General features: G+C 66.9%; 19 protein-coding genes. 9 read left to right on the top strand and 10 right to left on the bottom strand.

The window, feature by feature from the left end; all coding sequences use genetic code 11:
* Positions 1-45 precede the first annotated feature (45 nt).
* Together A5779_RS26455 and A5779_RS26460 are read left to right on the top strand one after the other, a co-directional pair.
* The gene (locus tag A5779_RS26455; protein ID WP_064886691.1) at positions 46-3750 is read left to right on the top strand and encodes a multifunctional oxoglutarate decarboxylase/oxoglutarate dehydrogenase thiamine pyrophosphate-binding subunit/dihydrolipoyllysine-residue succinyltransferase subunit; all 3705 of its coding nucleotides are present in this window, start codon (positions 46-48) and stop codon (positions 3748-3750) included.
* Between the two features lie 137 nt (positions 3751-3887).
* Positions 3888-5198: an MFS transporter gene (locus A5779_RS26460; protein WP_064886692.1), complete on the top strand. Its 1311-nt coding sequence runs from the start codon at positions 3888-3890 to the stop codon at positions 5196-5198.
* An 18-nt stretch (positions 5199-5216) separates the two neighbouring features.
* Here the strand turns inward: A5779_RS26460 and map are convergent, their stop codons facing one another.
* Positions 5217-5978, bottom strand: a complete 762-nt coding sequence (map, locus tag A5779_RS26465) for a type I methionyl aminopeptidase (RefSeq protein ID WP_064886713.1) — start codon at positions 5976-5978, stop codon at positions 5217-5219.
* 69 nt (positions 5979-6047) lie between these two features.
* On the opposite strand from map, the gene A5779_RS26470 reads away from it, so the two are divergent.
* The 3 genes from A5779_RS26470 to A5779_RS26480 are packed head-to-tail and all read left to right on the top strand — an operon-like array spanning position 6048 to position 7978.
* A complete protein-coding gene (locus A5779_RS26470; protein ID WP_064886693.1) occupies positions 6048-6308 on the top strand; it encodes a helix-turn-helix domain-containing protein in 261 nt (86 codons plus the stop codon).
* A gap of 38 nt (positions 6309-6346) precedes the next feature.
* Positions 6347-7117 carry a class I SAM-dependent methyltransferase gene (locus A5779_RS26475; protein WP_064886694.1) on the top strand — a complete coding sequence of 257 codons (771 nt, stop codon included), beginning with the start codon at positions 6347-6349 and terminating at the stop codon, positions 7115-7117.
* A gap of 36 nt (positions 7118-7153) precedes the next feature.
* On the top strand, positions 7154-7978 hold the full coding sequence (locus A5779_RS26480; protein ID WP_064886695.1) for an SDR family NAD(P)-dependent oxidoreductase: 825 nt from the start codon (positions 7154-7156) through the stop codon (positions 7976-7978).
* Positions 7979-7997: 19 nt separating this feature from the next.
* Here A5779_RS26480 and A5779_RS26485 read toward each other — a convergent pair whose 3' ends face one another.
* Together A5779_RS26485 and A5779_RS26490 are read right to left on the bottom strand one after the other, a co-directional pair.
* A complete protein-coding gene (locus A5779_RS26485; RefSeq protein WP_064886696.1) occupies positions 7998-8849 on the bottom strand; it encodes a glycine betaine ABC transporter substrate-binding protein in 852 nt (283 codons plus the stop codon).
* Between the two features lie 8 nt (positions 8850-8857).
* Positions 8858-10069 (bottom strand): NAD(P)-dependent malic enzyme, encoded by a 1212-nt coding sequence (locus tag A5779_RS26490; RefSeq protein WP_064886697.1) that lies wholly within the window; start codon positions 10067-10069, stop codon positions 8858-8860.
* Positions 10070-10202: 133 nt separating this feature from the next.
* On the opposite strand from A5779_RS26490, the gene corA reads away from it, so the two are divergent.
* Positions 10203-11306 (top strand): magnesium/cobalt transporter CorA, encoded by a 1104-nt coding sequence (corA, locus tag A5779_RS26495; protein ID WP_064886698.1) that lies wholly within the window; start codon positions 10203-10205, stop codon positions 11304-11306.
* Here corA and A5779_RS26500 read toward each other — a convergent pair.
* From A5779_RS26500 to A5779_RS26525, 6 genes are all read right to left on the bottom strand, one after another.
* Positions 11303-11914, bottom strand: coding sequence for a suppressor of fused domain protein (locus A5779_RS26500; protein WP_064886699.1), 612 nt, complete (start codon positions 11912-11914; stop codon positions 11303-11305). The genes corA and A5779_RS26500 overlap by 4 nt on opposite strands.
* Positions 11911-13215: an ABC transporter ATP-binding protein gene (locus A5779_RS26505; protein ID WP_064886700.1), complete on the bottom strand. Its 1305-nt coding sequence runs from the start codon at positions 13213-13215 to the stop codon at positions 11911-11913. Before A5779_RS26505 ends, A5779_RS26500 begins: the two co-directional genes overlap by 4 nt.
* Positions 13216-13219: 4 nt before the next feature.
* Positions 13220-14044 carry a carbohydrate ABC transporter permease gene (locus A5779_RS26510; protein ID WP_174554306.1) on the bottom strand — a complete coding sequence of 275 codons (825 nt, stop codon included), beginning with the start codon at positions 14042-14044 and terminating at the stop codon, positions 13220-13222.
* Between the two features lie 40 nt (positions 14045-14084).
* Positions 14085-14990, bottom strand: coding sequence for a carbohydrate ABC transporter permease (locus A5779_RS26515; protein ID WP_064886702.1), 906 nt, complete (start codon positions 14988-14990; stop codon positions 14085-14087).
* The gene (locus A5779_RS26520) at positions 14987-16384 is read right to left on the bottom strand and encodes an ABC transporter substrate-binding protein (protein ID WP_064886703.1); all 1398 of its coding nucleotides are present in this window, start codon (positions 16382-16384) and stop codon (positions 14987-14989) included. The genes A5779_RS26515 and A5779_RS26520 overlap by 4 nt, the downstream gene beginning before the upstream one ends.
* Before the next feature lie 182 nt (positions 16385-16566).
* Positions 16567-17073: a YflT domain-containing protein gene (locus A5779_RS26525; protein WP_064886704.1), complete on the bottom strand. Its 507-nt coding sequence runs from the start codon at positions 17071-17073 to the stop codon at positions 16567-16569.
* Positions 17074-17200: 127 nt separating this feature from the next.
* Between A5779_RS26525 and A5779_RS26530 the strand changes: the two genes are divergently transcribed.
* Positions 17201-17941, top strand: coding sequence for a DUF4190 domain-containing protein (locus A5779_RS26530; RefSeq protein WP_064886705.1), 741 nt, complete (start codon positions 17201-17203; stop codon positions 17939-17941).
* A gap of 46 nt (positions 17942-17987) precedes the next feature.
* Here the strand turns inward: A5779_RS26530 and A5779_RS26535 are convergent, their stop codons facing one another.
* Positions 17988-18953: an HpcH/HpaI aldolase/citrate lyase family protein gene (locus A5779_RS26535; protein WP_110777761.1), complete on the bottom strand. Its 966-nt coding sequence runs from the start codon at positions 18951-18953 to the stop codon at positions 17988-17990.
* A gap of 25 nt (positions 18954-18978) precedes the next feature.
* On the opposite strand from A5779_RS26535, the gene A5779_RS26540 reads away from it, so the two are divergent.
* Both A5779_RS26540 and A5779_RS26545 read left to right on the top strand, forming a co-directional pair.
* A complete protein-coding gene (locus A5779_RS26540) occupies positions 18979-20265 on the top strand; it encodes a magnesium transporter MgtE N-terminal domain-containing protein (RefSeq protein ID WP_055116441.1) in 1287 nt (428 codons plus the stop codon).
* A complete protein-coding gene (locus A5779_RS26545; RefSeq protein ID WP_064886707.1) occupies positions 20262-20807 on the top strand; it encodes a DUF1003 domain-containing protein in 546 nt (181 codons plus the stop codon). The genes A5779_RS26540 and A5779_RS26545 overlap by 4 nt, the downstream gene beginning before the upstream one ends.
* The last annotated feature ends 23 nt before the right edge of the window (positions 20808-20830 follow it).

A 20830-nucleotide genomic window follows, 5' to 3' on the forward strand; every position in this document is an offset into this window, starting at 1 on the left:
CATGTGACGGCTGGCCGGACACAAGAATCGAGGCGAGTGTCTGCCGTGAGCAGTTCACCTTCACCATTCGGGCAGAACGAGTGGTTGGTCGAGGAGATGTATCGCAAGTTCCGCGAGGATCCCTCTTCGGTGGATCCGAGTTGGCACGAATTTCTGGTCGACTACTCCCCTGAACCCACCACCGACAACACCGTCGCCAACGGTCAGCCGGCGGCGCAGACAGCGCCTGCCGCCGCACCGCCAGCAACTCCCGCCGCGCCGGCGGCACCCGCTCCGGCAGCGGCGCCCGCCAAGGCCGCACCGGCCAAGGCTGCTGCACCGGCCAAGCCGGCGAAGCCGGGCCCCACCCCCGCCGAGGGCGACGAGTCCCAGGTGCTGCGTGGCGCGGCGGCGGCCGTGGTCAAGAACATGAACGCGTCGCTGGAGGTGCCCACCGCGACCAGCGTGCGGGCCATCCCGGCCAAGGCGATGATCGACAACCGCATCGTCATCAACAACCACCTCAAGCGCACCCGTGGCGGCAAGGTCAGCTTCACCCATCTGCTCGGCTACGCGATCGTGCAGGCGGTCAAGAAGTTCCCGAACATGAACCGGTACTTCGCCGAGGCCAACGGCAAGCCGGCTGCGGTCACCCCGGCCCACACCAACCTGGGCCTGGCCATCGACCTGCCCGGCAAGGATGGCAACCGGTCACTGGTCGTTGCAGCGATCAAGCGTTGCGAGACAATGCATTTCGGCCAGTTCATCGCAGCCTACGAGGACATCGTGCGCCGTGCCCGTGACGGCAAGCTGACCGCCGAGGACTTCTCCGGCGTGACCATCTCGCTGACCAACCCGGGCACGATCGGCACCGTGCACTCGGTGCCGCGGCTCATGCAGGGCCAGGGCGCCATCATCGGCGCGGGCGCCATGGAGTACCCGGCCGAGTTCCAGGGCGCCAGCGAGGAACGCATCGCCGACCTGGGCATCGGCAAGCTGATCACCCTGACATCGACCTATGACCACCGCATCATCCAGGGTGCCGAGTCGGGCGACTTCCTGCGCACCATCCACACCCTGCTGCTCGACGACGAGTTCTACGACGAGATCTTCCGCGAACTCGGCATCCCGTATGAGCCGGTGCGCTGGCGCACCGACAACCCGGACTCGATCGCCGACAAGAACGCCCGTGTCATCGAGCTGATCGCGGCCTACCGCAACCGCGGCCACCTGATGGCCGACATCGACCCGCTGCGGCTGGACAACACCCGCTTCCGCAGTCACCCCGATCTCGACGTCAACACCCATGGCTTGACGCTGTGGGACCTGGACCGCGAGTTCAAGGTCGACGGGTTCGCCGGCAAGCAGTACATGAAACTGCGCGACGTGCTCTCGGTGCTGCGTGACGCCTACTGCCGCCACATCGGTGTGGAGTACACGCACATCCTCGAACCCGAGCAGCAGCGCTGGATCCAGGAACGCGTCGAGGTCAAGCACGACAAGCCCACCGTCGCCGAGCAGAAGTACATCCTGAGCAAGCTCAATGCGGCCGAGGCATTCGAGACCTTCCTGCAGACCAAATACGTTGGGCAGAAGCGCTTCTCGCTGGAAGGCGCGGAGACCGTCATCCCGATGATGGACGCCGTGATCGACCAGTGCGCCGAGCACGCGCTCGCCGAGGTGGTCATCGGCATGCCGCACCGCGGCCGCCTCAACGTGCTGGCCAACATCGTCGGCAAGCCCTACAGCCAGATCTTCACCGAGTTCGAGGGCAACCTCAACCCGAGCCAGGCCCACGGCTCCGGCGACGTCAAGTACCACCTCGGCGCCACCGGCACCTATATCCAGATGTTCGGCGAGAACGACATCGAGGTGTCGCTGACCGCCAACCCCTCGCATCTGGAAGCCGTCGACCCGGTGCTCGAGGGTCTGGTACGGGCCAAGCAGGATCTGCTGGACGGCAGCAAGGACGCCGACGTCTCCGGCGAGTACCCGGTCGTCCCGCTGATGCTGCACGGCGACGCGGCGTTCGCCGGCCAGGGCGTGGTCGCCGAGACGCTGAACCTGGCCCTGCTGGACGGTTACCGCACCGGCGGCACCATCCACATCGTGGTCAACAACCAGATCGGGTTCACCACGGCGCCAACGGATTCGCGCTCCAGCGAGTACTGCACCGACGTCGCCAAGATGATCGGCGCACCGATCTTCCACGTCAACGGCGACGACCCCGAGGCGTGTGCCTGGGTGGCGCGGCTGGCAGTGGACTTCCGCCAGGCGTTCAAGAAGGACGTCGTCATCGACATGCTGTGCTACCGCCGCCGCGGACACAACGAGGGCGACGATCCGTCGATGACCCAGCCGTACATGTACGACCTCATCGACACGAAGCGCGGCTCCCGCAAGGCCTACACCGAATCACTGATCGGCCGTGGCGACATCTCGATGAAAGAGGCCGAGGACGCCCTGCGTGACTACCAGGGTCAGCTGGAGCGGGTGTTCAACGAGGTCCGCGAGCTGGAGAAGCACGCTGCCGAGCCCAGCGAATCGGTCGAGGCCGACCAGCAGATCCCGCAGCGGCTCGCCACTGCGGTGGACAAGTCCCTGCTCGCCCGGATCGGCGACGCCCATCTGGCCCTGCCGGACGGGTTCACCGTGCACCCGCGCGTCAAGCCGGTGCTGGAGCGGCGCCGTGAGATGGCCTACGAGGGCAAGGTCGACTGGGCGTTCGCCGAGTTGCTCGCGCTCGGGTCGCTGGTCTCGGAGGGCAAGCTGGTCCGGATCTCCGGCCAGGACACCCAGCGCGGCACCTTCACCCAGCGCCACTCGGTGATCGTCGACCGCAAGACCGGCGAGGAGTTCACCCCGCTGCAGCTGCTGGCCACCAGCACCGACGGCACCCCCACCGGCGGTAAGTTCCTGGTCTACAACTCTGCGCTGTCGGAATACGCCGCGGTGGGCTTCGAGTACGGCTACTCGGTGGGCAATCCCGACGCAATGGTGTTGTGGGAGGCGCAGTTCGGCGACTTCGTCAACGGCGCCCAGTCGATCATCGACGAGTTCATCAGCTCCGGTGAGGCCAAGTGGGGCCAGCTCTCCGACGTCGTGCTGCTGCTGCCGCACGGCCATGAGGGTCAGGGCCCCGACCACACCTCGGGCCGCATCGAGCGCTTCCTGCAGCTGTGGGCCGAGGGCTCGATGACCATCGCGGTGCCGTCCACTCCGGCGAACTACTTCCACCTGTTGCGCCGGCACGGCATGGACGGCATCCAGCGTCCGCTGATCGTCTTCACCCCGAAGTCGATGCTGCGCAACAAGGCCGCGGTCAGCGACATCCGCGACTTCACCGAGAACAAGTTCCGTTCGGTGCTGGAGGAACCGGTCTACACCGACGGCGAGGGCGATCGCAGCAAGGTCACCCGCGTCCTGCTGTGCAGCGGCAAGATCTACTACGACCTGGCGGCCCGCAAGGCCAAGGACAACCGCGAAGACGTGGCGATCGTTCGGCTCGAACAGCTCGCCCCGCTCCCGCGGCGCCGGTTGGCCGAGACGCTGGACCGCTACCCGAATGTCACCCAGAAGTTCTGGGTGCAGGAGGAGCCGGCCAACCAGGGCGCCTGGCCGTCACTCGGCCTGACCCTGCCCGAGGTGCTGCCGGACTACTTCAACCCGATCACCCGGATCTCGCGGCGCGCGATGTCGGCTCCGTCATCGGGGTCGTCGAAGGTGCATGCCGTCGAACAGCAGGAGATCATCGACCTGGCCTTCGGGTAACCCCAGCTGCGCGAGCGTGCGTGTCTGCAGGCCTACACGCCGGTATAGGCCAGCATTCTGCGCACGCTCGCGGCCGGGTTTGAATCACCTCGCGCGCAACGGTGTGCGCAGCGTCGGGCGGTCACTAGACAACTAGGGTGACTATCGCAGCCGCCCCGCCCACCGCCTCCACGGCGACGCCCGCCTCAGGAAACACGGTGCGCACGGCGGTGCTGGCCAGCGTGCTCGGGACGACGATCGAGTGGTACGACTTCTTCCTCTACGCCACCGCCGCCAGCCTGGTGTTCAACCACACCTTCTTCCCGGACCAGAGCTCGTTCGTCGGCACCATGCTGGCATTCGCCACGTTCGCGGTCGGGTTCGTCGTGCGGCCCATCGGCGGATTCGTGTTCGGCCACATCGGCGACCGGATCGGCCGCAAACGCACGCTTGCCCTGACCATGCTGTTGATGGGTGCGGCCACCGCACTGATGGGAGTGCTGCCCACCGCGGCGCAGATCGGCGTCCTGGCCCCGATCCTGCTGCTGGTGCTGCGCGTGGTCCAGGGATTCGCCCTCGGCGGCGAGTGGGCCGGCGCGGTGCTGTTGGCCGTCGAGCACAGTCCCCGGCATCGCCGCGGACTGTTCGGCAGCATCCCGCAGGTCGGGCTCGCCCTGGGTCTGGCACTGGGCACCGGGGTGTTCGTGCTCCTGCAGCTGTGGCTGTCCGCAGAGGCGTTCCAGACCTACGGCTGGCGGATCGCGTTCCTGTTCAGCGTCGTGCTGGTGGTCTTCGGCGTCGTGGTGCGGTTCCGGGTGGCCGAGACGCCGGCATTCGAGAAGCTGCGCGACGACGACGAACGCTCGGCGGTCCCCGTCAAGGAGATCTTCCGGCCCCCGGCGTTGCGTTCGACCGTGCTCGGCCTGCTGTCGCGCTGGGGTGAGGGTGCCGCGTTCAACACCTGGGGCGTGTTCACCATCGCGTATGCCACGACGACGCTGCATCTGGGCAAGGTGCCGGTCCTGATCGTGGTGACCGCGGCGGCACTGCTGATGGCGGTGCTACTGCCGGTGTCGGGTCTGCTCGCCGACAAGTTCAGCCCGAAGGCCGTCTACGCGTCGGGCATCGCCGCTTACGCCGTGGTGGTGTTTCCTGCCTTCGCATTGTTCAACACCGGCAGCATCACGGCCTATGCGGTGGGAATGTTGTTGGCGTTCGGCGTCATTCACGCCTGGTTCTACGGCGCGCAGGGCACGCTGTACGCGTCGTTGTTCCCGACGCGGACTCGCTACACCGGACTGTCGACGGTGTATCAGCTCTCGGGCGTCTACGCCTCGGGTCTGACCCCACTGATCCTCACCGCACTGATCGCCGCCGGCGGCGGCACGCCCTGGCTGGCGTGCGGATATCTGGTGGCCACCGCGGCGATCAGCGTGATCGCCACGCTGCAGTTGCGCCCACAGCATTGAGCAAAAGGCCAGCACGACTCAACACGTGAGTACCACCGGGCCGGATTCGGTGATCGCCACGGTGTTCTCGGTATGCGCGGTGCGGGAACCGTCGGCGGATCGGATGGTCCAGCCGTCGCGGTCGAAGACGATGCGGTCGGTACCGGCGGCCAACCACGGTTCCAGCGCCAGTGTGATGCCGGCTCGCAGCTTCATGCCGCGACCGGGCTTGCCGCGGTTCGGTACATGCGGGTCCTCGTGCATCGTCCGGCCCAGTCCGTGCCCGCCGAACTCGAGGTTGACCGGGTAGCCGTAGTCGGCGGCGACGGCGCCGATGGCGGCCGAGATGTCACCGAGCCGGTTCCCCGGACGCGCGGCGGCGGTGCCGGCCTCCAACGCCTCCTCGGTGGCCCGAACCAACCGTGCATCGGCGGCCGACGGTGTCCCGACGATCACGGTGCGGGCCGCGTCGGCGACCCACCCGTCGATGGACACCGCGAAGTCCATGGTGAGCACGTCGCCGTCGGCCAGCCGGTAGTCGTGCGGAAGGCCGTGCAGCACAGCATCGTTGACCGACAGGCAGATGACATTGCGAAACGGACCGCGGCCGAATGACGGGTCGTAATCCCAGTAACACGATTCGGCACCGCGACGCTTGACCATGTCGCGGGCGTGCAGTTCGAGGTCGAGCAGGTTGACCCCGATATCCGCGAGCCCGCTCAGCTCGGCGAGCACGTCGGCCACGAACCGTCCGGTGACCCGCATCTTCTCGATCTCGGCGGCGGTCTTCAGCTCGATCATGTCCACACCCTTCTCGGTATTTAAATACCAACACTAGCGGTATATAAATACCGGCGCTACCGTGGTGACGTGGTCCGCACCCCACTCACCCCCGCACAGATCGCTGCCGGCCGCCGACTCGGCGAGACCCTGCGTGCCACCCGGGGCGCCCGCCCGCTCGACGAGATCGCCGCGCACGCCGGCATCTCCCCGGAGACGTTGCGCAAGATCGAGACCGGACGGCTGCCCTCCCCGGCGTTCGGCACGGTCGTCGGACTGAGCGACGCCCTGGGAATTCCGCTGGAGACGCTGGCCGAAGTCTGGCGACCGGTGCGCGCGGCCGCGTCGTAGCCCACCAGCTACCGGCCGACCTGGCTACCGTGGGTGAAATGGACTCCCCCGATTACGGATTCGACGGCGATTACAACACGGTGTCCGCGCCCGCCCAGGCCGCGATCGCCGGCGGTGCGTTTACCGCCCTACTGGTCGCGACGATCGTCAACATCGCCCGCAGTCGACGCCGAACCGCCTGTCTCACAGGTGCTTCCGCCGCTCTTCTGGCGAGCACCGTTTCGTCGTTCGTGCACACCACCCGCCGCGGCAAGTTCGCAGTGTGGAGCGACATCCTCGATGGCCTGGCCCTGCGCGGCGATGAGACGCTGCTCGATCTCGGCTGCGGCCGCGGCGCGGTGCTTCATGCCGCGGCAAAACGACTTCCACGCGGACGCGCACTCGGCGTCGATCTGTGGCGCGCCGATCAGACCGGCAACTCGCCGGAACAGACTCTGGCCAACGCCGCAGCCGAGGGCGTCGCCGACCGGGTCGAGGTCCACACCGGCGACATGACCGCCCTGCCCTTCGACGATGCCAGCGTCGACGTCATCGTCAGCAGCCTGGCCATCCACAACATCCCCGATCGGGCCGGGCGGTCCCGTGCTCTCGACGAAGCCGCCAGAGTGCTGCGCCCGGGCGGCCGGCTGGCCATCGCCGACATCTGGGAAACACGTCGCCATTCCGAGCGTCTGTGCGCCAACGGCTGGCAGCATGTGCAGCGACAGAATCTCGGCTGGCGGATGTGGTGGGGCGGCCCCTACGTCGGAACCCACCTGGTGACAGCGACCAAGCCGGCCAACACAACCGGGACCGCGGGTACCGGGTAATCTCGACGCAAGTCGAACGACACAAGGGAGTGTTCTATGGAGGGCTTCGCCGGAAAGGTCGCCGTCGTGACCGGCGCCGGATCAGGCATCGGACAGGCGCTGGCCATCGAGCTCGGACGTTCCGGGGCCAAGGTGGCGATCTGCGACGTCGATACCGAGGGACTCGCGGTTACGGAGGAACGCCTCAAGGCGATCGGCGCCGAGGTCAAGACCGACCGGATCGATGTCACCGAGCGCGAGGCCTTCCTGCTCTACGCAGACGCGGTCAAGGAGCATTTCGGCAAGGTCAACCAGATCTACAACAACGCAGGCATCGCGTTCACCGGTGACGTCGAGATCAGTCAGTTCAAGGACATCGAGCGGGTGATGGACGTGGACTTCTGGGGCGTCGTCAACGGCACCAAGGCCTTCCTGCCGCACCTGATCGAATCCGGCGACGGACACGTCATCAACGTCTCCAGCCTGTTCGGCATCTTCTCGGTTCCGGGCCAGGCCGCCTACAACTCGGCCAAGTTCGCGGTGCGCGGCTTCACCGAGGCCCTGCGTCAGGAGATGGCTCTGGCCAAGCATCCGGTCAAGGTGACCTGTGTGCACCCCGGCGGGATCAAGACCGCCATCGCCCGCAACGCCACCGCCGCCGAGGGACTGGATCAGGAGGCACTCGCCGAGACCTTCGACCGGAAACTGGCCAACACCACCCCGCAGCGCGCGGCCACGATCATCCTCGAAGCGGTGCGCAAGGACCGGGCACGGGTACTCGTCGGCGCCGACGCCAAGGTCCTCGATGTCATCGTGCGGATCACCGGCTCGGCGTACCAGAAGCTGTTCGCGGGCGCGATGGGGCGGATGCTCCCCCGCTGACGCCGAGGGTTACCGAGGGCTAGTGGCCCAGCGGGTTGGACTGGAGAAATTCGTCGGCCACCGCACCGGGATCCTTGCCCTCGGCGACCTGTCTGCGCATGTCGGCCAGCGATCCGGTGTCCAGGACGCCGGCGATCTCGTTGAGCGCCAGAACCTGGCGTTCGTTCAGTGTGTTGCGGCGATACAGCGGCACCACGTTCTCACCGCGGATCAGCGCCGTCTTGTCGGCCAGCACGGTCAGGTCCGACGGGATCGCCGGATCGGCTGTCGTGGACCAGGCTGCGTTGATCTTCCCCGCACGTAATGCGGCGAACAGGCTCTTGTCGTCGGCGAATGTGACGGCCTTCGGCAGAGTGCAGGACCCCACCGCCTCGGGCACCGAGGAACCGACCACGGCACCCGGCCGTGCCTGGGCACAGTTGCGGCGCAGCGCGCTCAGATCGGTCCCGCCCCACGCCGTGGCGGTGGCCTCGGCGACCACCAGCGCGGGCTTGTCCTGTGCCGACATGGTGTAGTCGCCGGCCGCGACGCCTTCGGGCAGCGCCGAGACCAGGTCCCGGTAGACCTGCTCATCCGCGCGGGCCGTGGCGGCCGGATCCAGCCGCGTCAGGAACCGGCCGGTGAACCCCGGCTGCACGATCACCGATCCCGAATCCAGCACCCCGAGGCTGCCGTCGGTCTCGGTGACCACGGCCGGCGTGCCGTAATAGCGCAGTGCCGCGGCATACAGATGACCGAGCAGTGCCGACTCCGGCGCCGGCCCCGCCCCGACCGCGAGAGCAGCCGAGGCCGAGTTGGACGCGCAGCCCCCCAACACTGCCACGAGCAGCGTCGACATGGTCAACAGCGCCAACGCCAGAGTTCGGCGCATTCGCGAACTCAGGATTCTGCGGTATCAGACGCCGCTGCGACCGCGGCCGCAACCGCGGGACCGACCCGCGGATCGAGCGCACTGGGCACGATGTGGTCGACCGCCAGATCGTCGCCCACGACCGAGAAGATCGCCTCGGCAGCCGCCACCTTCATCTTCTCGGTGATACGACGGGCACCGGCGTCGAGCGCCCCGCGGAACACGCCCGGGAAGGCCAACACGTTGTTGATCTGGTTGGGGAAGTCGCTGCGTCCGGTTGCCACCACCGCGGCGTACTTGCGGGCCGCGTCCGGGTGGATCTCCGGGTCCGGGTTGGACAGCGCGAAGACGATGGAGTTGGGAGCCATCGTCGCGATGAGCTCCTCGGGCACGACGCCGGCCGACACCCCGAGGAACACGTCGGCTCCCTCGAGCGCCTCGGCCACCCCACCGGTGAGCTTGCGCGGGTTGGTGCGCCCGGCCAGCTCGGCCTTGAAGGAATTGAGGTTGTCACGACCCGAGTGCACGATGCCCTGCGAGTCGAGCACGACGACGTCGGTGATGCCCTTGTTCAGCAGGATGTTGGCACACGCCACACCCGCTGCACCGGCGCCCGAGATGACGACGCGCAGTGCATGGATGTCACGCTCGAGGACCTTCGTGGCGCCCAGCAGCGCGGCCAGCACCACGATCGCCGTGCCGTGCTGGTCGTCGTGCATGACCGGGCAGTCCAGCGCCTCGATGACCCGGCGCTCGATCTCGAAGCACCGCGGCGCCGAGATGTCCTCCAGGTTCACCGCGCCGAAGGTCGGACGCAGCCGGATCAGGGTCTCGACGATCTCGTCGGGATCCTTGGTGTCCAGCACGATCGGGATCGAGTTCAGCCCGCCGAAGGACTTGAACAGCGCGCTCTTGCCCTCCATGACCGGCAGCGACGCCGCGGGGCCGATATCGCCGAGGCCCAGCACCGCGGTGCCGTCGCTGACCACCGCGACCAGGCGGTTGGCCCAGGTGTACTTGGCAGCGAGCGTGTGATCCGTGGCGATCGCCCGGCTCACCTGGGCGACACCAGGGGTATAGGCGATCGACAGCGCACGCTGGGTGTCCAGCGGCTCCTTCAACTCGACCGAGAGCTTTCCGCCTTCATGAGCATCGAAGATCTCGGCGTCTTCGATGACAACTTGCGGGGTGCGCTCCGCTGACGAGCGCTCGGACGAGGAGGCGACTGTACTTTCCGACACGGCGCAAGGGTACTTCAATGCCAATTCTCACAGGGCCCGGTTCCCCGCTGGTGAGCGTTACTTAACAGTAACTACGCGTAGCATTCTCTGTGCTGATCAGGTAGCTGCACACCGCGCAGGAAGGTCGCAGATCATGCCCTCATTCCGCGCCTTGCCACCGGCCCTGCGCTCGACGGCAAGGACCCGCCCCACCGACCCCGACGCCAAGACGATCCACGTTCCGGTCGCCCGCGCGATGGTCGATTGCGGTGTCTACTGCGGCGGTGACCGGTTACCCGGCAAGTACACCCACGCCGCGGCTCTGAACAAGGTCCGTGAGTTGCAGAACGCCGGTCAGAAGGCATTCGTCTGGATCGGTCTGCACGAACCCGACGAATTCCAGATGCAGTCGGTGGCAGACGTTTTCGGCCTGCACGAGCTGGCCGTCGAGGACGCGGTGCACGCCCACCAGCGCCCCAAGCTCGAGCGGTACGACAAGACCCTGTTCCTGGTACTCAAGACCATCAACTACGTCGAGCACGAATCCGTGGCACTGGCCCGCGAGATCGTCGAGACCGGCGAGATCATGATCTTCGTCGGGCCGGACTTCGTCGTCACCGTTCGTCACGGCGAGCACGGAGGGCTGGCCGGCGTGCGGAAGAGGCTCGAATCCTCGCCTGCCACCCTGAAACTCGGGCCATTCGCGGTCATGCACGCGATCGCCGACCATGTGGTGGACAGCTACCTCGACGTGACCGATCTGATGGAAACCGACATCGACGCGATGGAGGAGGACATCTTCTCCCCCGGCACGCACACCAACATCGAGAGCATCTACCTGCTCAAGCGGGAAGTCGTCGAAATGCGCCGTGCGGTGGCCCCGTTGACCCTGGCCCTGGCCCGCCTTCTCACCGACCACAACGACCTGATCTCGGTCGAGGTACGCAGGTACATGCGCGACGTGCACGACCACAACGTGCAGGCCTCCGATCGCGTCACGAGCTACGACGAGATGCTCAGCTCGCTGGTGCAGGCCGCACTCGGCAAGGTCGCCATGCAGCAGAACGTGGACATGCGCAAGATCTCCGCGTGGGTGGCGATCGCCGCGGTGCCGACCGCGATGGCCGGGATCTACGGGATGAACTTCGAGCACATGCCCGAATTGCAGTGGACCTGGGGCTATCCCGCCGTACTCCTGTCCATGGCCCTCATCTGCTTCGCGCTGTATCGCACGTTCCGCCACAACGACTGGCTCTAGCTGGGGCTCGCTGCCCGTCTGGTCGGATCCAGCACGTCCACCCCATCGGTCTGCCACGCCTCCCGCATGGCGTCCGCACCCTTCAGGCGCACCCAGGCTGCCTCGGTGGCGGTGATCGGCGTGGCCGAGAGCACGGTCACCGGCGAGAGCGGCTCGGCCAGAGGAACCTCGCCGATATCGCTGGGGCCCAGCAGGAATGCGCTGAACGGTGCGGAGTCGAACAACTGCGTCTCCAGGTCGATGAGCGCGTCGGCCTCCAGCACCAGACCTTCCACCGCGGGTGCGGCAGCCAGCACGGCCAGTGACCGGGCCAGCCCGCCCGGGGTCGGACCCCGGAGCGAGAGCACCACCTCGGCCCGGGGACCGTGGATCGGATCGGAGACCAGTTCGGTCGGATCGAACATCGGGTGACGCGAACAGCCCACCGTCACATAGTGATACAGATCCTGTCCGCTTCCACCAGAGCGCAGGTCCGGGCCGAACCGCAGGACGTCGATGCGCTCGGTACCCAGGAACGTCACGCTGGCACTGACTGGTTCCGCGGAAATGCCTGCCGCACCGAAGTATTCGCCCACGTGGGCGCGGACGGCAGCCAGGACGTCGATCACTCTGCTGTCGGTTCTCCGGCCGGCTCGGCCGACTCGGCGGGTGCGACTGCCCCGGATTCCTCGGTCTCGTCGGGCCCGGTCTCGGTCTCCGCGGTGTCCTCGGCCGGCTCGGGTTCCTCGGCGGGCTCGGTACGGGTCAGGTTCACCCCGGTCGCGGCGTCGAAGATCGCCAACTTCGAGGTGTCGAAGGCCAATTGGATCTGCTGGCCGCCGGCGGCCGTGGACTCGGCAGACACCCGGGCGACGAACTCGTTGGCACCCGCGCCGGAATCCGCCGCCAACTCGGCAAGCTGTGCCGCCTCGGCGCCCGCACCCTCGATCGTGAAGTGCACGTACTTGTCGGCACCGAGCGACTCGACGATGTCGGCGCGCACCGGGAAGCTCAGAGCCCGGATCCGCGCGTACCCGTCGAGCAGCGAAGCGTCCTCCAGATGCTCGGGCCGGATCCCGACGATGATGTTGTCGGGCTTGGGATGCCGCGCCAGCTGATCATGCACCTGCTGGGTCAGGGTGACGTCGCCGAACGGCAGCCGCACCCCGACGTCGGTGAACGTGGCCGGGAAGAAATTCATCGCCGGTGATCCGATGAAGCCGGCCACGAACAGGTTCGCCGGGTTGTTGTACAACTCGTCGGGCGTGCCGATCTGCTGAATCTCGCCTGCCAGCAACACCACAACCCGATCGCCCAGGGTCATCGCCTCGGTCTGGTCATGCGTGACGTAGACCGTCGTGGTGCCCAGCCGGCTCTGCAGTCGCGAGATCTCGGCACGCATCTGCACGCGCAGCTTGGCGTCCAGGTTGCTCAGCGGCTCATCCATCAGAAATGCCTTGGGGCGACGCACGATTGCCCGACCCATCGCCACCCGCTGACGCTGCCCGCCGGACAACTGGGCGGGCTTGCGGTCGAGCAGCTCGGTCAGGTCCAGGATCTTGGCGGTCTCGGCGACCTTGGCCTCGATCTCGTCCTTCTTGAGCTTGGCCAGGGTCAGCGGGAAGGCGATGTTCTGCCGCACCGTCATGTGCGGGTAGAGCGCATAGGACTGGAACACCATCGCGATATCGCGGTCCTTGGGCGCCTTCTCGTTGACCCGCTCGCCACCGATCCGGAGCTCGCCCGACGAGATGTCCTCAAGCCCGGCGATCATGTTCAGTGTGGTGGACTTACCGCACCCGGACGGTCCCACCAGGATGATGAACTCACCGTCGGCGATCGTCATCGAGAACTCTTTGACGGCCTCTCTCGTGCCGCCCGCACCGTCGGGGTAACTCTTGGTGACCCGGTCCAACACAATTTCGGCCATCCAATTACCCCTTTACCGCACCGGATGTCAGGCCAGCGACGATCCGCCGCTGGAAGATGAGAACAAAGATAATGATCGGGATCGTGATGACCATCGCACCGGCCGCGATCGACCCGGTCGGTTCCTCGAACTGGGAACTGCCGGTGAAGTTCGCAATCGCCACCGGCGCGGTGATCGCCCGCTCGGTCGCGGTCAACGACAGCGCCAAGAGCAGGTCGTTCCACGCGAAGATGAACACCAGGATGGCCGCCGTGACGATGCCAGGAGCCGCCAACGGAGCGATCACCTTGCGGAAGGCCTGCGCCGGGGTGGCCCCATCCATCTTCGCGGCCTTCTCCAGATCCCAAGGGATCTCCCGGAAGAACGCCGAGAGCGTGTAGATCGCCAGCGGCAGCGCAAAGGTGATGTAGGGGATGATCAGCCCGGGCCACGTGTCGAACAGACCGATACTGCGCCACAGATTGAAGATCGGGGTCACCAGCGAGATCTGCGGGAACATCGCGATCAGCAGGGCGACCCCCACCAACAGCTTCTTGCCGGGGAAGTCCAGTCGGGCCACCGCGTAGGCCGCCATGCCGCCGATGGTCACCGCGATCACCGTGGTGATCAAGCCGATGCCGATCGAGTTGATCAACGCCGAGGTGAAGATGTTCCCGGTGAAGATGCCCTTGTAGTTGTCGAACGTGATCTGCGACGGAAACAGCTTGCCGTCCTTGACACTCGACGTCGGCTTCAACGACAGCGACAGAATCCACAAGACCGGTATCAACGCGTAGAGCACCACCAGGATGTTCACGACCGTCCACCCGGTTGCGCGCCGCGCACCCACTCGCTCGGTCATCTCAGCCCTCCGCTCTTCGCGCAAGCGCTCATCGGTGCCCCTCCGCCTCTGCACCGGGCGCCGACGCACCGAACAGCTTGATGAAGATGAATGCGATGACCGCCACCGACAGGAAGATCAATACGCTGATGGCCGAGCCCAATCCGAGGTTGAACGCCTTGAACAGGTTGTCATACCCCAGGATCGACACCGACCCGGTGCTGTTGGCTCCCCCGGTCAACACATAGATGTTGTCGAAGATCCGGAAGGCGTCCAGGGTGCGGAACAACAGGGCGACCAGGATGGCCGGTTTGATCAGCGGCAGAATAATTCTCACCAACCGCGTCCACGCTCCGGCCCCGTCGACCTCGGCGGCGTTGAGCAGATCCTGCGGCACCAGCGCTAGCCCGGCCAGTAGCAGCAGCGCCATGAAGGGCGTGGTCTTCCACACTTCGGCCAGCACGATGATGGCCAGCGAGGGCAACTGTTCGGTCAACGGAGCGCTGCCGTCGGGCAGCAGGTTGGCCAGATAGCCGGTGCCCGGCGTCCAGGCGTAGTACCAGCTGTAGGAGGCTGCCACCGTCACGATCCCGTAGGGGATCAACACCGCGGTGCGCACCACGCCCTTGCCGAAGATGGTGCGGTGCATGACCAGCGCCAGTGCCATGCCGAGGACGAACTCGATCGCCACCGAGACGACAGTGATCGCCAGGGTCACCACGAACGCGGTCCACCAGTACCGGTCGGTCAGGATGGTCTGATAGTTGGCGAACCCGACAAATGCGGTGTCGTCGGGGGCGGCCAGGTTGTAGCGCTGCAAGCTCAGCCACACCGCGTAACCGATCGGATACGCGGTGACCGCGATCATCAGGATCACCGCGGGCGCGATCAGCGCAAACGCCAGCTTGCGTTCGGAGGCGCGGTTGGCCGTCGTGGAGGTCGTCGCCGAAGTCACGGGATCAGCCCCTTGCCGTCGATGGCCTTCTGCACCTGTTCGGTCAGCTCATCGGCGGTGTGCTCCGGATCGATGTCGGTGATCGGGGCCAGGGTGGCCGAAATGCGGGTGGACACAGCCTGATAGACCGGCGTCGCAGGCCGCACCGCGGCGTTGGTCAGCTGCTCCCGGATGATCGCGTACTGCGGGTACTTGGCCTGGAACGCCGGATCGTCGTACAGCGACTCCCGCACCGCGGGCAGACCGCCTTCGACCGAGGTGTACCGCTGGTTCTCGACATTGCGCAGGCAGCGGATGGCTTCGAAGGCCTCGGCCTTGTGCCGGCTGGTCTTGGCCACCGCGAGGTTCAGCCCGCCGATGGTCACCTTTGCCGGCTCGCCCTCGGACACCCCCGGGTAGTTCGCGAAGCCGAACACGTCTTTGCTCGCCTCGTAGGCCGACTCGAACTGTTCGTCGGTGGGCGAGAAGGTGCCGAGATCGTTGATGGCGCCGGTCAGGTCGGCACGTTTGTCGAGGGGAAGGAAGTTCACCCCACCCTTGACGGCGTTCTCCAGCAGTGAGGGCAGCACGAACGGCCAGTTGACCTCGAGCGCGGCCTTGCCCTGTTCGAGGGCCAGTCGGGCTGTTCCCTCATCGGTCTGGGTGACCGACGGGTCGGCGCCCGGCGCGGTGGCAACCGATTTGATGATCTGCAGTGCCTTGACCGTCGCCGCGCGATGTTCCGGGGTGTCGGTCAGCGTGACGGTCTTGCCGTCCTCGGAGAGCACCTGGCCGCCGGCACTGGCCAGCAGGGTGTTGAACCACACCACCAGGCCCTCGTACTGCTTGGCCTGCACCGCAATCCAACTGGGCTTGCCCGCCGCGTGCAGTCGCGACGCCTCCGAAACCATGCCGTCCCAGGTGGACGGCGGTCCGTCCATCAAATCGGCTCGGTACCACAGCAATTGGGTATTGGTGGTGATCGGTGAGGCGTACAACCTGCCTTGCCAGCGGGCCGTCTCCAACGGTCCGGGCAGGGTGTTGGATTCCGCGTCGGACTCGGCTTCGCCGGCCGGATCCTCGGACAATGGGACGGCCCAGCCGGCCTCGGCGAACTCGGCGGTCCAGACCACGTCGAGCGCCATGATGTCGAGCGTCTTGTCGTTACCGGTCAGCCGCCGGGCGAGCTGCAACCGTTGGTCGTCAGCACCTTTCGGCAAACTCACCTGCTTGATGGTGAAACGGCCGCCGAGTTCGTCATTGCAGCGTTTGGCCACGGCGGTGAAAGTCGCCATCTCGTTGGCCGGGGTGTAGTAGTTGATGACGATCCCGTCGTCGCCTTTGCCACAAGCCGACACCACCGAGGCCGTCGTCAACGCGGCCACTGCCGCAGCACATAGCCGCCGAGCGCGCACCGCTCTGCCTCCCGTCCGAGTCATCTCTCGCCGCCGGAGCGGCCCCCACGACGCCGGAGCGGCTCCCGCGCGCAAACCGTAGAGCCATGCGGAGCATATGTGCAACAGTGCCGGGCGCGCCGCGTCACAATCGTGACCTGCGGAACTTTGCCACCGCGGCCCGGCACTGGTGGCGAGACGGGTCAGATCGTCAAGCGGGCCAGCAGATCTCGGCCCTGCTCGGCACCCTGCGGGTCGCACAGCACGTCATAGCGGCCCGCGACCAGCTGCATCGTCGAACTGAAATCTCTTGTGCCGCGAGCCATCGCGTACGGGATCGCCGAGGTGATCAAGCCGAAGAAGACGCCGGCGACCAGACCGGTGAGCAGTGCGCTCCACGGGTTGGGGCTGAAGAAGCCCAGGATCAGGCCGATGAACAGGCCGAGCCAGGCGCCGGACAACACACCGCCGCCGAGCACCTTGGGCCAGCTCAGCCGGCCCGTGACCCGCTCGACCTGCATGAGATCCACCCCGACGATCGTCACCTGCTGCACGGGGAACTCTTGGTCGGACAGGTAGTCGACGGCACGCTGGGCCTCCGCGTACGTCGGGTAGGAGCCGATCGGCCAGCCTTTGGGCGGCGTCGGCAGCGCACCGCGCGCCGTGGGCGCGGCACCCGGTGTCTGACCGGACTGAAATGGGCTCGTCATCGAACTTCACTCTCCTCCGCACCGCCTGCTCGGCGGCTGCTCTCGTTACAGCAACGCCCTCACACCGGAATTGGTGCCGGAGTCACGCCCCCCTTGGCGCCATTGTCCGTGCGCTAGGTTGATCAGCATGACAAACGCGGACGGCAACGCGGGCGAAACGCCGCCATCCGACCCCGGTTCCCAACCGTCTGAACTGTCGTCCAGCGGCTACGAAGCACCTTCGATCGAGCACTCTCAGGATCGGCCGGATACCGGCGCGGCGCAACCGTCGTACGAGTTCGCGCCGCCGACCCCCGATCCCGGCACGCCTTATCCGCCTGCGATCGACTACCCCGCCGACATTCCGTACGACTACCCGCCACCGCCGGGGCTGCCGCCGTCAATGCCGGGTGGTGCCGGCTATCCCCCGCCGCTGCCCGGATATCCACCGCCACCGCCGGGTTACGCACCGCCGGATTTCGCACCGCCCGGCGGTTACCCCGCCGGCGTGTCCGGCTACCCGGGATACCCAGGTGGTTACGGGATGCCACCGGCCAACCCCACCAACAGCATGGCGATCGGATCGCTGGTCGCCTCGGTCCTGTCGCTCATCATGTTCTTCGCCTGCGGGGTCGGACTGCTCGCCGCCCTGGTCGGTATCGGTCTCGGGATCGTCGCGCTCAATCAGATCAAGCAGAGTGCACCGGGCTTCGGTCCGCAGAGCGGACAATTGGGCTTCGGTCCGCAGAGCGGACAATTGGGCTACGGCCCGTACGCCGAGCAACCGGGCCGCGGCCTTGCGATCGCCGGTATCGCTGTCGGCGCCTTCGGCACCCTGATCAACGGCGTCTGGCTGCTGTTCTTCATCGGCAGCGCCCTCGGCTCATAACCCGGCCCCACTGCGCCAAATCTGGTGCAGCACAGGGGGGTCCGGCCTAATGCGGCGGCCGGAAGGGGTCGGCCAGCCGGTTCATCCCCGCTGCCCGCCCCTTGCCCGCGATCACCAAAGCCATCTTGCGGCTGGCCTCGTCGATCATCTCGTCGCCGAGCATCACCGCTCCCCTGGCCCCGCCGGCCTGCGAGGTGTGCCACTCGTAGGCGTCCAGGATCAGCTCGGCGTGATCGTAATCGGCCTGGCGAGGACTGAAGATCTCGTTGCCCGCCTCGATCTGGTCCGGGTGCAGCACCCACTTGCCGTCGTAACCCAGTGCCGCTGAGCGGCCGGCCACCCGGCGGAACCCGTCCACGTCGCGCACCTTCACATACGGCCCGTCGATCGCGTTGATCCCGCGGTTGCGCGCGGCGATCAGGATGCGCATCAGCACGTGGTGATGGGCGTCGCCGATGTCGTACCCGTCGGGCTGCCCGCCGACCTCCAGAGTGCGCATGTTGAGGCTGGCCGCCATGTCCCCGGGTCCCAGCACCAGCGCGCACACCCGCGGGCCGGCTGCGATCGCGTCGACGTTGGTCAGTCCCTGCGCGTTCTCGATCTGCGCCTCGATCCCGATCCGGCCGGGTTCCAGCCCATGGGTGACCTCCAGCTGGGTGAGCAGCAGATCCAGCGCCTGCACGTGGGCCACCTCGGTCACCTTGGGCAACACGATGAGATCGATGGACGCCCCCGCTGATGCCACAGTGGACACCACCTCGATCACGTCGGCGTAGGTCCATGGGGTGGTCCAGTCGTTGACCCGTACCCCACGCAGCTGGCCTGCCCAGCCGTCACCGGCCAGTGCCGCCGCCACCTGTGCGCGGGCCGACGCCTTGGCCTCGGGGGCGACCGCGTCCTCGAGATCGAGGAACACCTCGTCAGCAGGCAGCGCTTTGGCCTTCTCGATCATCTTCAGGCTGCTGCCCGGAACCGAGAGGCACGTTCTGCGGGGTCGATACGTGTTCTCCACGACCACAGTCTCTACCCTTTGACTCATGGCGGCGGTGAACAGGGTCTACGCGGCCCGGCTGGCGGGGATGGTCGTGCTGGGCCCCGACGGGGAGTCCATCGGCCGTGTCCGCGACGTGGTGATCAGCATCAGCATCGTCCGGCAGCAGCCGCGTGTTCTCGGCCTGGTGGTCGAATTGCTCACCCGACGAAGGATTTTCGTTCCGATTCTGCGGGTCACCGCGATCGAACCCGGTTCGGTGACGCTGGCCACCGGTAGCGTGTCGCTGCGCCGGTTCGCGCAGCGCCCCGGCGAGGTGCTGGTTCTGGGCCAGGTACTCGAAACCCGGGTGCGGGTCGACGATCCCGATCTGGAGCAACTGGCCGGAATCGACGTCGTGGTAGTCGATCTGGGCATCGAGCAGACCCGGACCCGCGACTGGGTGGTGACCCGGGTGGCGGTGCGTCCGCAACGACGCCTCGGCCGGCGCACCAACATCCACGTCGTCGAGTGGCAGAACGTGCACGGCCTGACGCCGTCCGGCCTGGCGATGCCCGACCAGGGGGTGGCCTCGCTGCTCGAGCAGTTCGAGGGACAACGACCCATCGAGGTGGCCGAGGCCCTCCGCGAACTGCCGACCAAGCGGCGCTACGAGCTGTACCGGGCGTTCGACGACGAGCGGCTGGCCGACGTGTTGCAAGAGCTCCCCGAAGATGAGCAGGCCGCGGTGCTGCGCCAGCTGAACACCGAACGCGCCGCCGACGTCCTGGAGGCGATGGACCCCGACGACGCCGCCGACGTGCTGGGTTCGATGACCCCGGCCGATGCCGAGACCCTGCTGCGCAAGATGGACCCCGAGGATTCCGAGGATGTGCGACGGCTGCTGGCCCACTCACCCGACACCGCAGGTGGTCTGATGACCAGCGAACCAGTGGTCCTGGCGCCCGACACCACTGTCGCCGAGGCGTTGGCGCGAATCCGCGACCCCGACCTCACGCCGGCCCTGGCCTCGATGGTCTTCGTCACGCGGCCACCCAGCGCCACCCCGACCGGGCAGTACCTGGGCTGCGTCCACCTGCAACGGTTGCTACGAGAACCGCCGGCGGCCCTGGTCAGCGGTATCGCCGATACGGATTTGCCCAGCCTGAGCCCGGCCGATTCACTGGCCGCGGTGACCCGCTACTTCGCCGCGTACAACCTGGTGTGCGGCCCCGTCGTCGATGAGGAGAACCACCTCTTGGGGGCGGTGTCGGTCGACGACGTGCTCGACCACATGCTGCCCGACGACTGGCGTGAACGTGACGAGCCTGAGCTCCCGGTGGCGGGCTCATGAGCGAAACCTCGGCGCGTCAGCGGCTGGACACCCCGCGCGCGACCCGCGGCTTCGGGCTGCACGTCGACATCGAGGCGGTGGGCGCGTTCAGCGAGTCGATCGCGCGTTTCCTCGGCACCGGGCGCTACCTGGCCATTCAGACCATCGTGGTGCTGGTCTGGATCGCCCTCAACATCGGCGTCTTCACCTTCCAATGGGACCCGTACCCGTTCATCCTGCTCAACCTGGCGTTCTCGACTCAGGCCGCGTATGCCGCCCCGCTCATCCTGCTGGCCCAGAACCGGCAGGAGAACCGGGACCGGGTCTCCCTCGAGGAAGACCGGCGCCGGGCCGAACAGACCAAGGCCGACACCGAGTACCTGGCCAGGGAACTGGCGTCGCTGCGGTTGGCGGTCGGCGAGGTTGCCACCCGCGACTACCTGCGCCGCGAGTTGGAAGAACTGCGTGACCTGATCACCGAGATCACCTTGCCCGCCGACGGCGACCGGGCGAACCCGAGCAAATCCGACGGGGGTGAACGCCGGTCCAAACGCGGTGGTTAATCTCGCTGTCGACCATTGTCGTA

The sequence above is a fragment of the Mycolicibacterium peregrinum genome, assembly GCF_001665625.1.
GTDB lineage: Bacteria > Actinomycetota > Actinomycetes > Mycobacteriales > Mycobacteriaceae > Mycobacterium > Mycobacterium peregrinum_B.

What these genes read in the sequence shown, in the direction of transcription:
- A5779_RS26485 (WP_064886696.1), bottom strand. Translation starts at nt 8,849, where the DNA reads ATGCGCCGAACTCTGGCGTTGGCGCTGTTGACCATGTCGACGCTGCTC.
- A5779_RS26545 (WP_064886707.1), top strand. Translation starts at nt 20,262, where the DNA reads ATGAGCGAAACCTCGGCGCGTCAGCGGCTGGACACCCCGCGCGCGACC.
- corA (WP_064886698.1), top strand. Translation starts at nt 10,203, where the DNA reads ATGCCCTCATTCCGCGCCTTGCCACCGGCCCTGCGCTCGACGGCAAGG.
- A5779_RS26505 (WP_064886700.1), bottom strand. Translation starts at nt 13,215, where the DNA reads ATGGCCGAAATTGTGTTGGACCGGGTCACCAAGAGTTACCCCGACGGT.
- A5779_RS26530 (WP_064886705.1), top strand. Translation starts at nt 17,201, where the DNA reads ATGACAAACGCGGACGGCAACGCGGGCGAAACGCCGCCATCCGACCCC.
- map (WP_064886713.1), bottom strand. Translation starts at nt 5,978, where the DNA reads ATGATCGAGCTGAAGACCGCCGCCGAGATCGAGAAGATGCGGGTCACC.
- A5779_RS26475 (WP_064886694.1), top strand. Translation starts at nt 6,347, where the DNA reads ATGGACTCCCCCGATTACGGATTCGACGGCGATTACAACACGGTGTCC.
- A5779_RS26540 (WP_055116441.1), top strand. Translation starts at nt 18,979, where the DNA reads ATGGCGGCGGTGAACAGGGTCTACGCGGCCCGGCTGGCGGGGATGGTC.
- A5779_RS26480 (WP_064886695.1), top strand. Translation starts at nt 7,154, where the DNA reads ATGGAGGGCTTCGCCGGAAAGGTCGCCGTCGTGACCGGCGCCGGATCA.
- A5779_RS26525 (WP_064886704.1), bottom strand. Translation starts at nt 17,073, where the DNA reads ATGACGAGCCCATTTCAGTCCGGTCAGACACCGGGTGCCGCGCCCACG.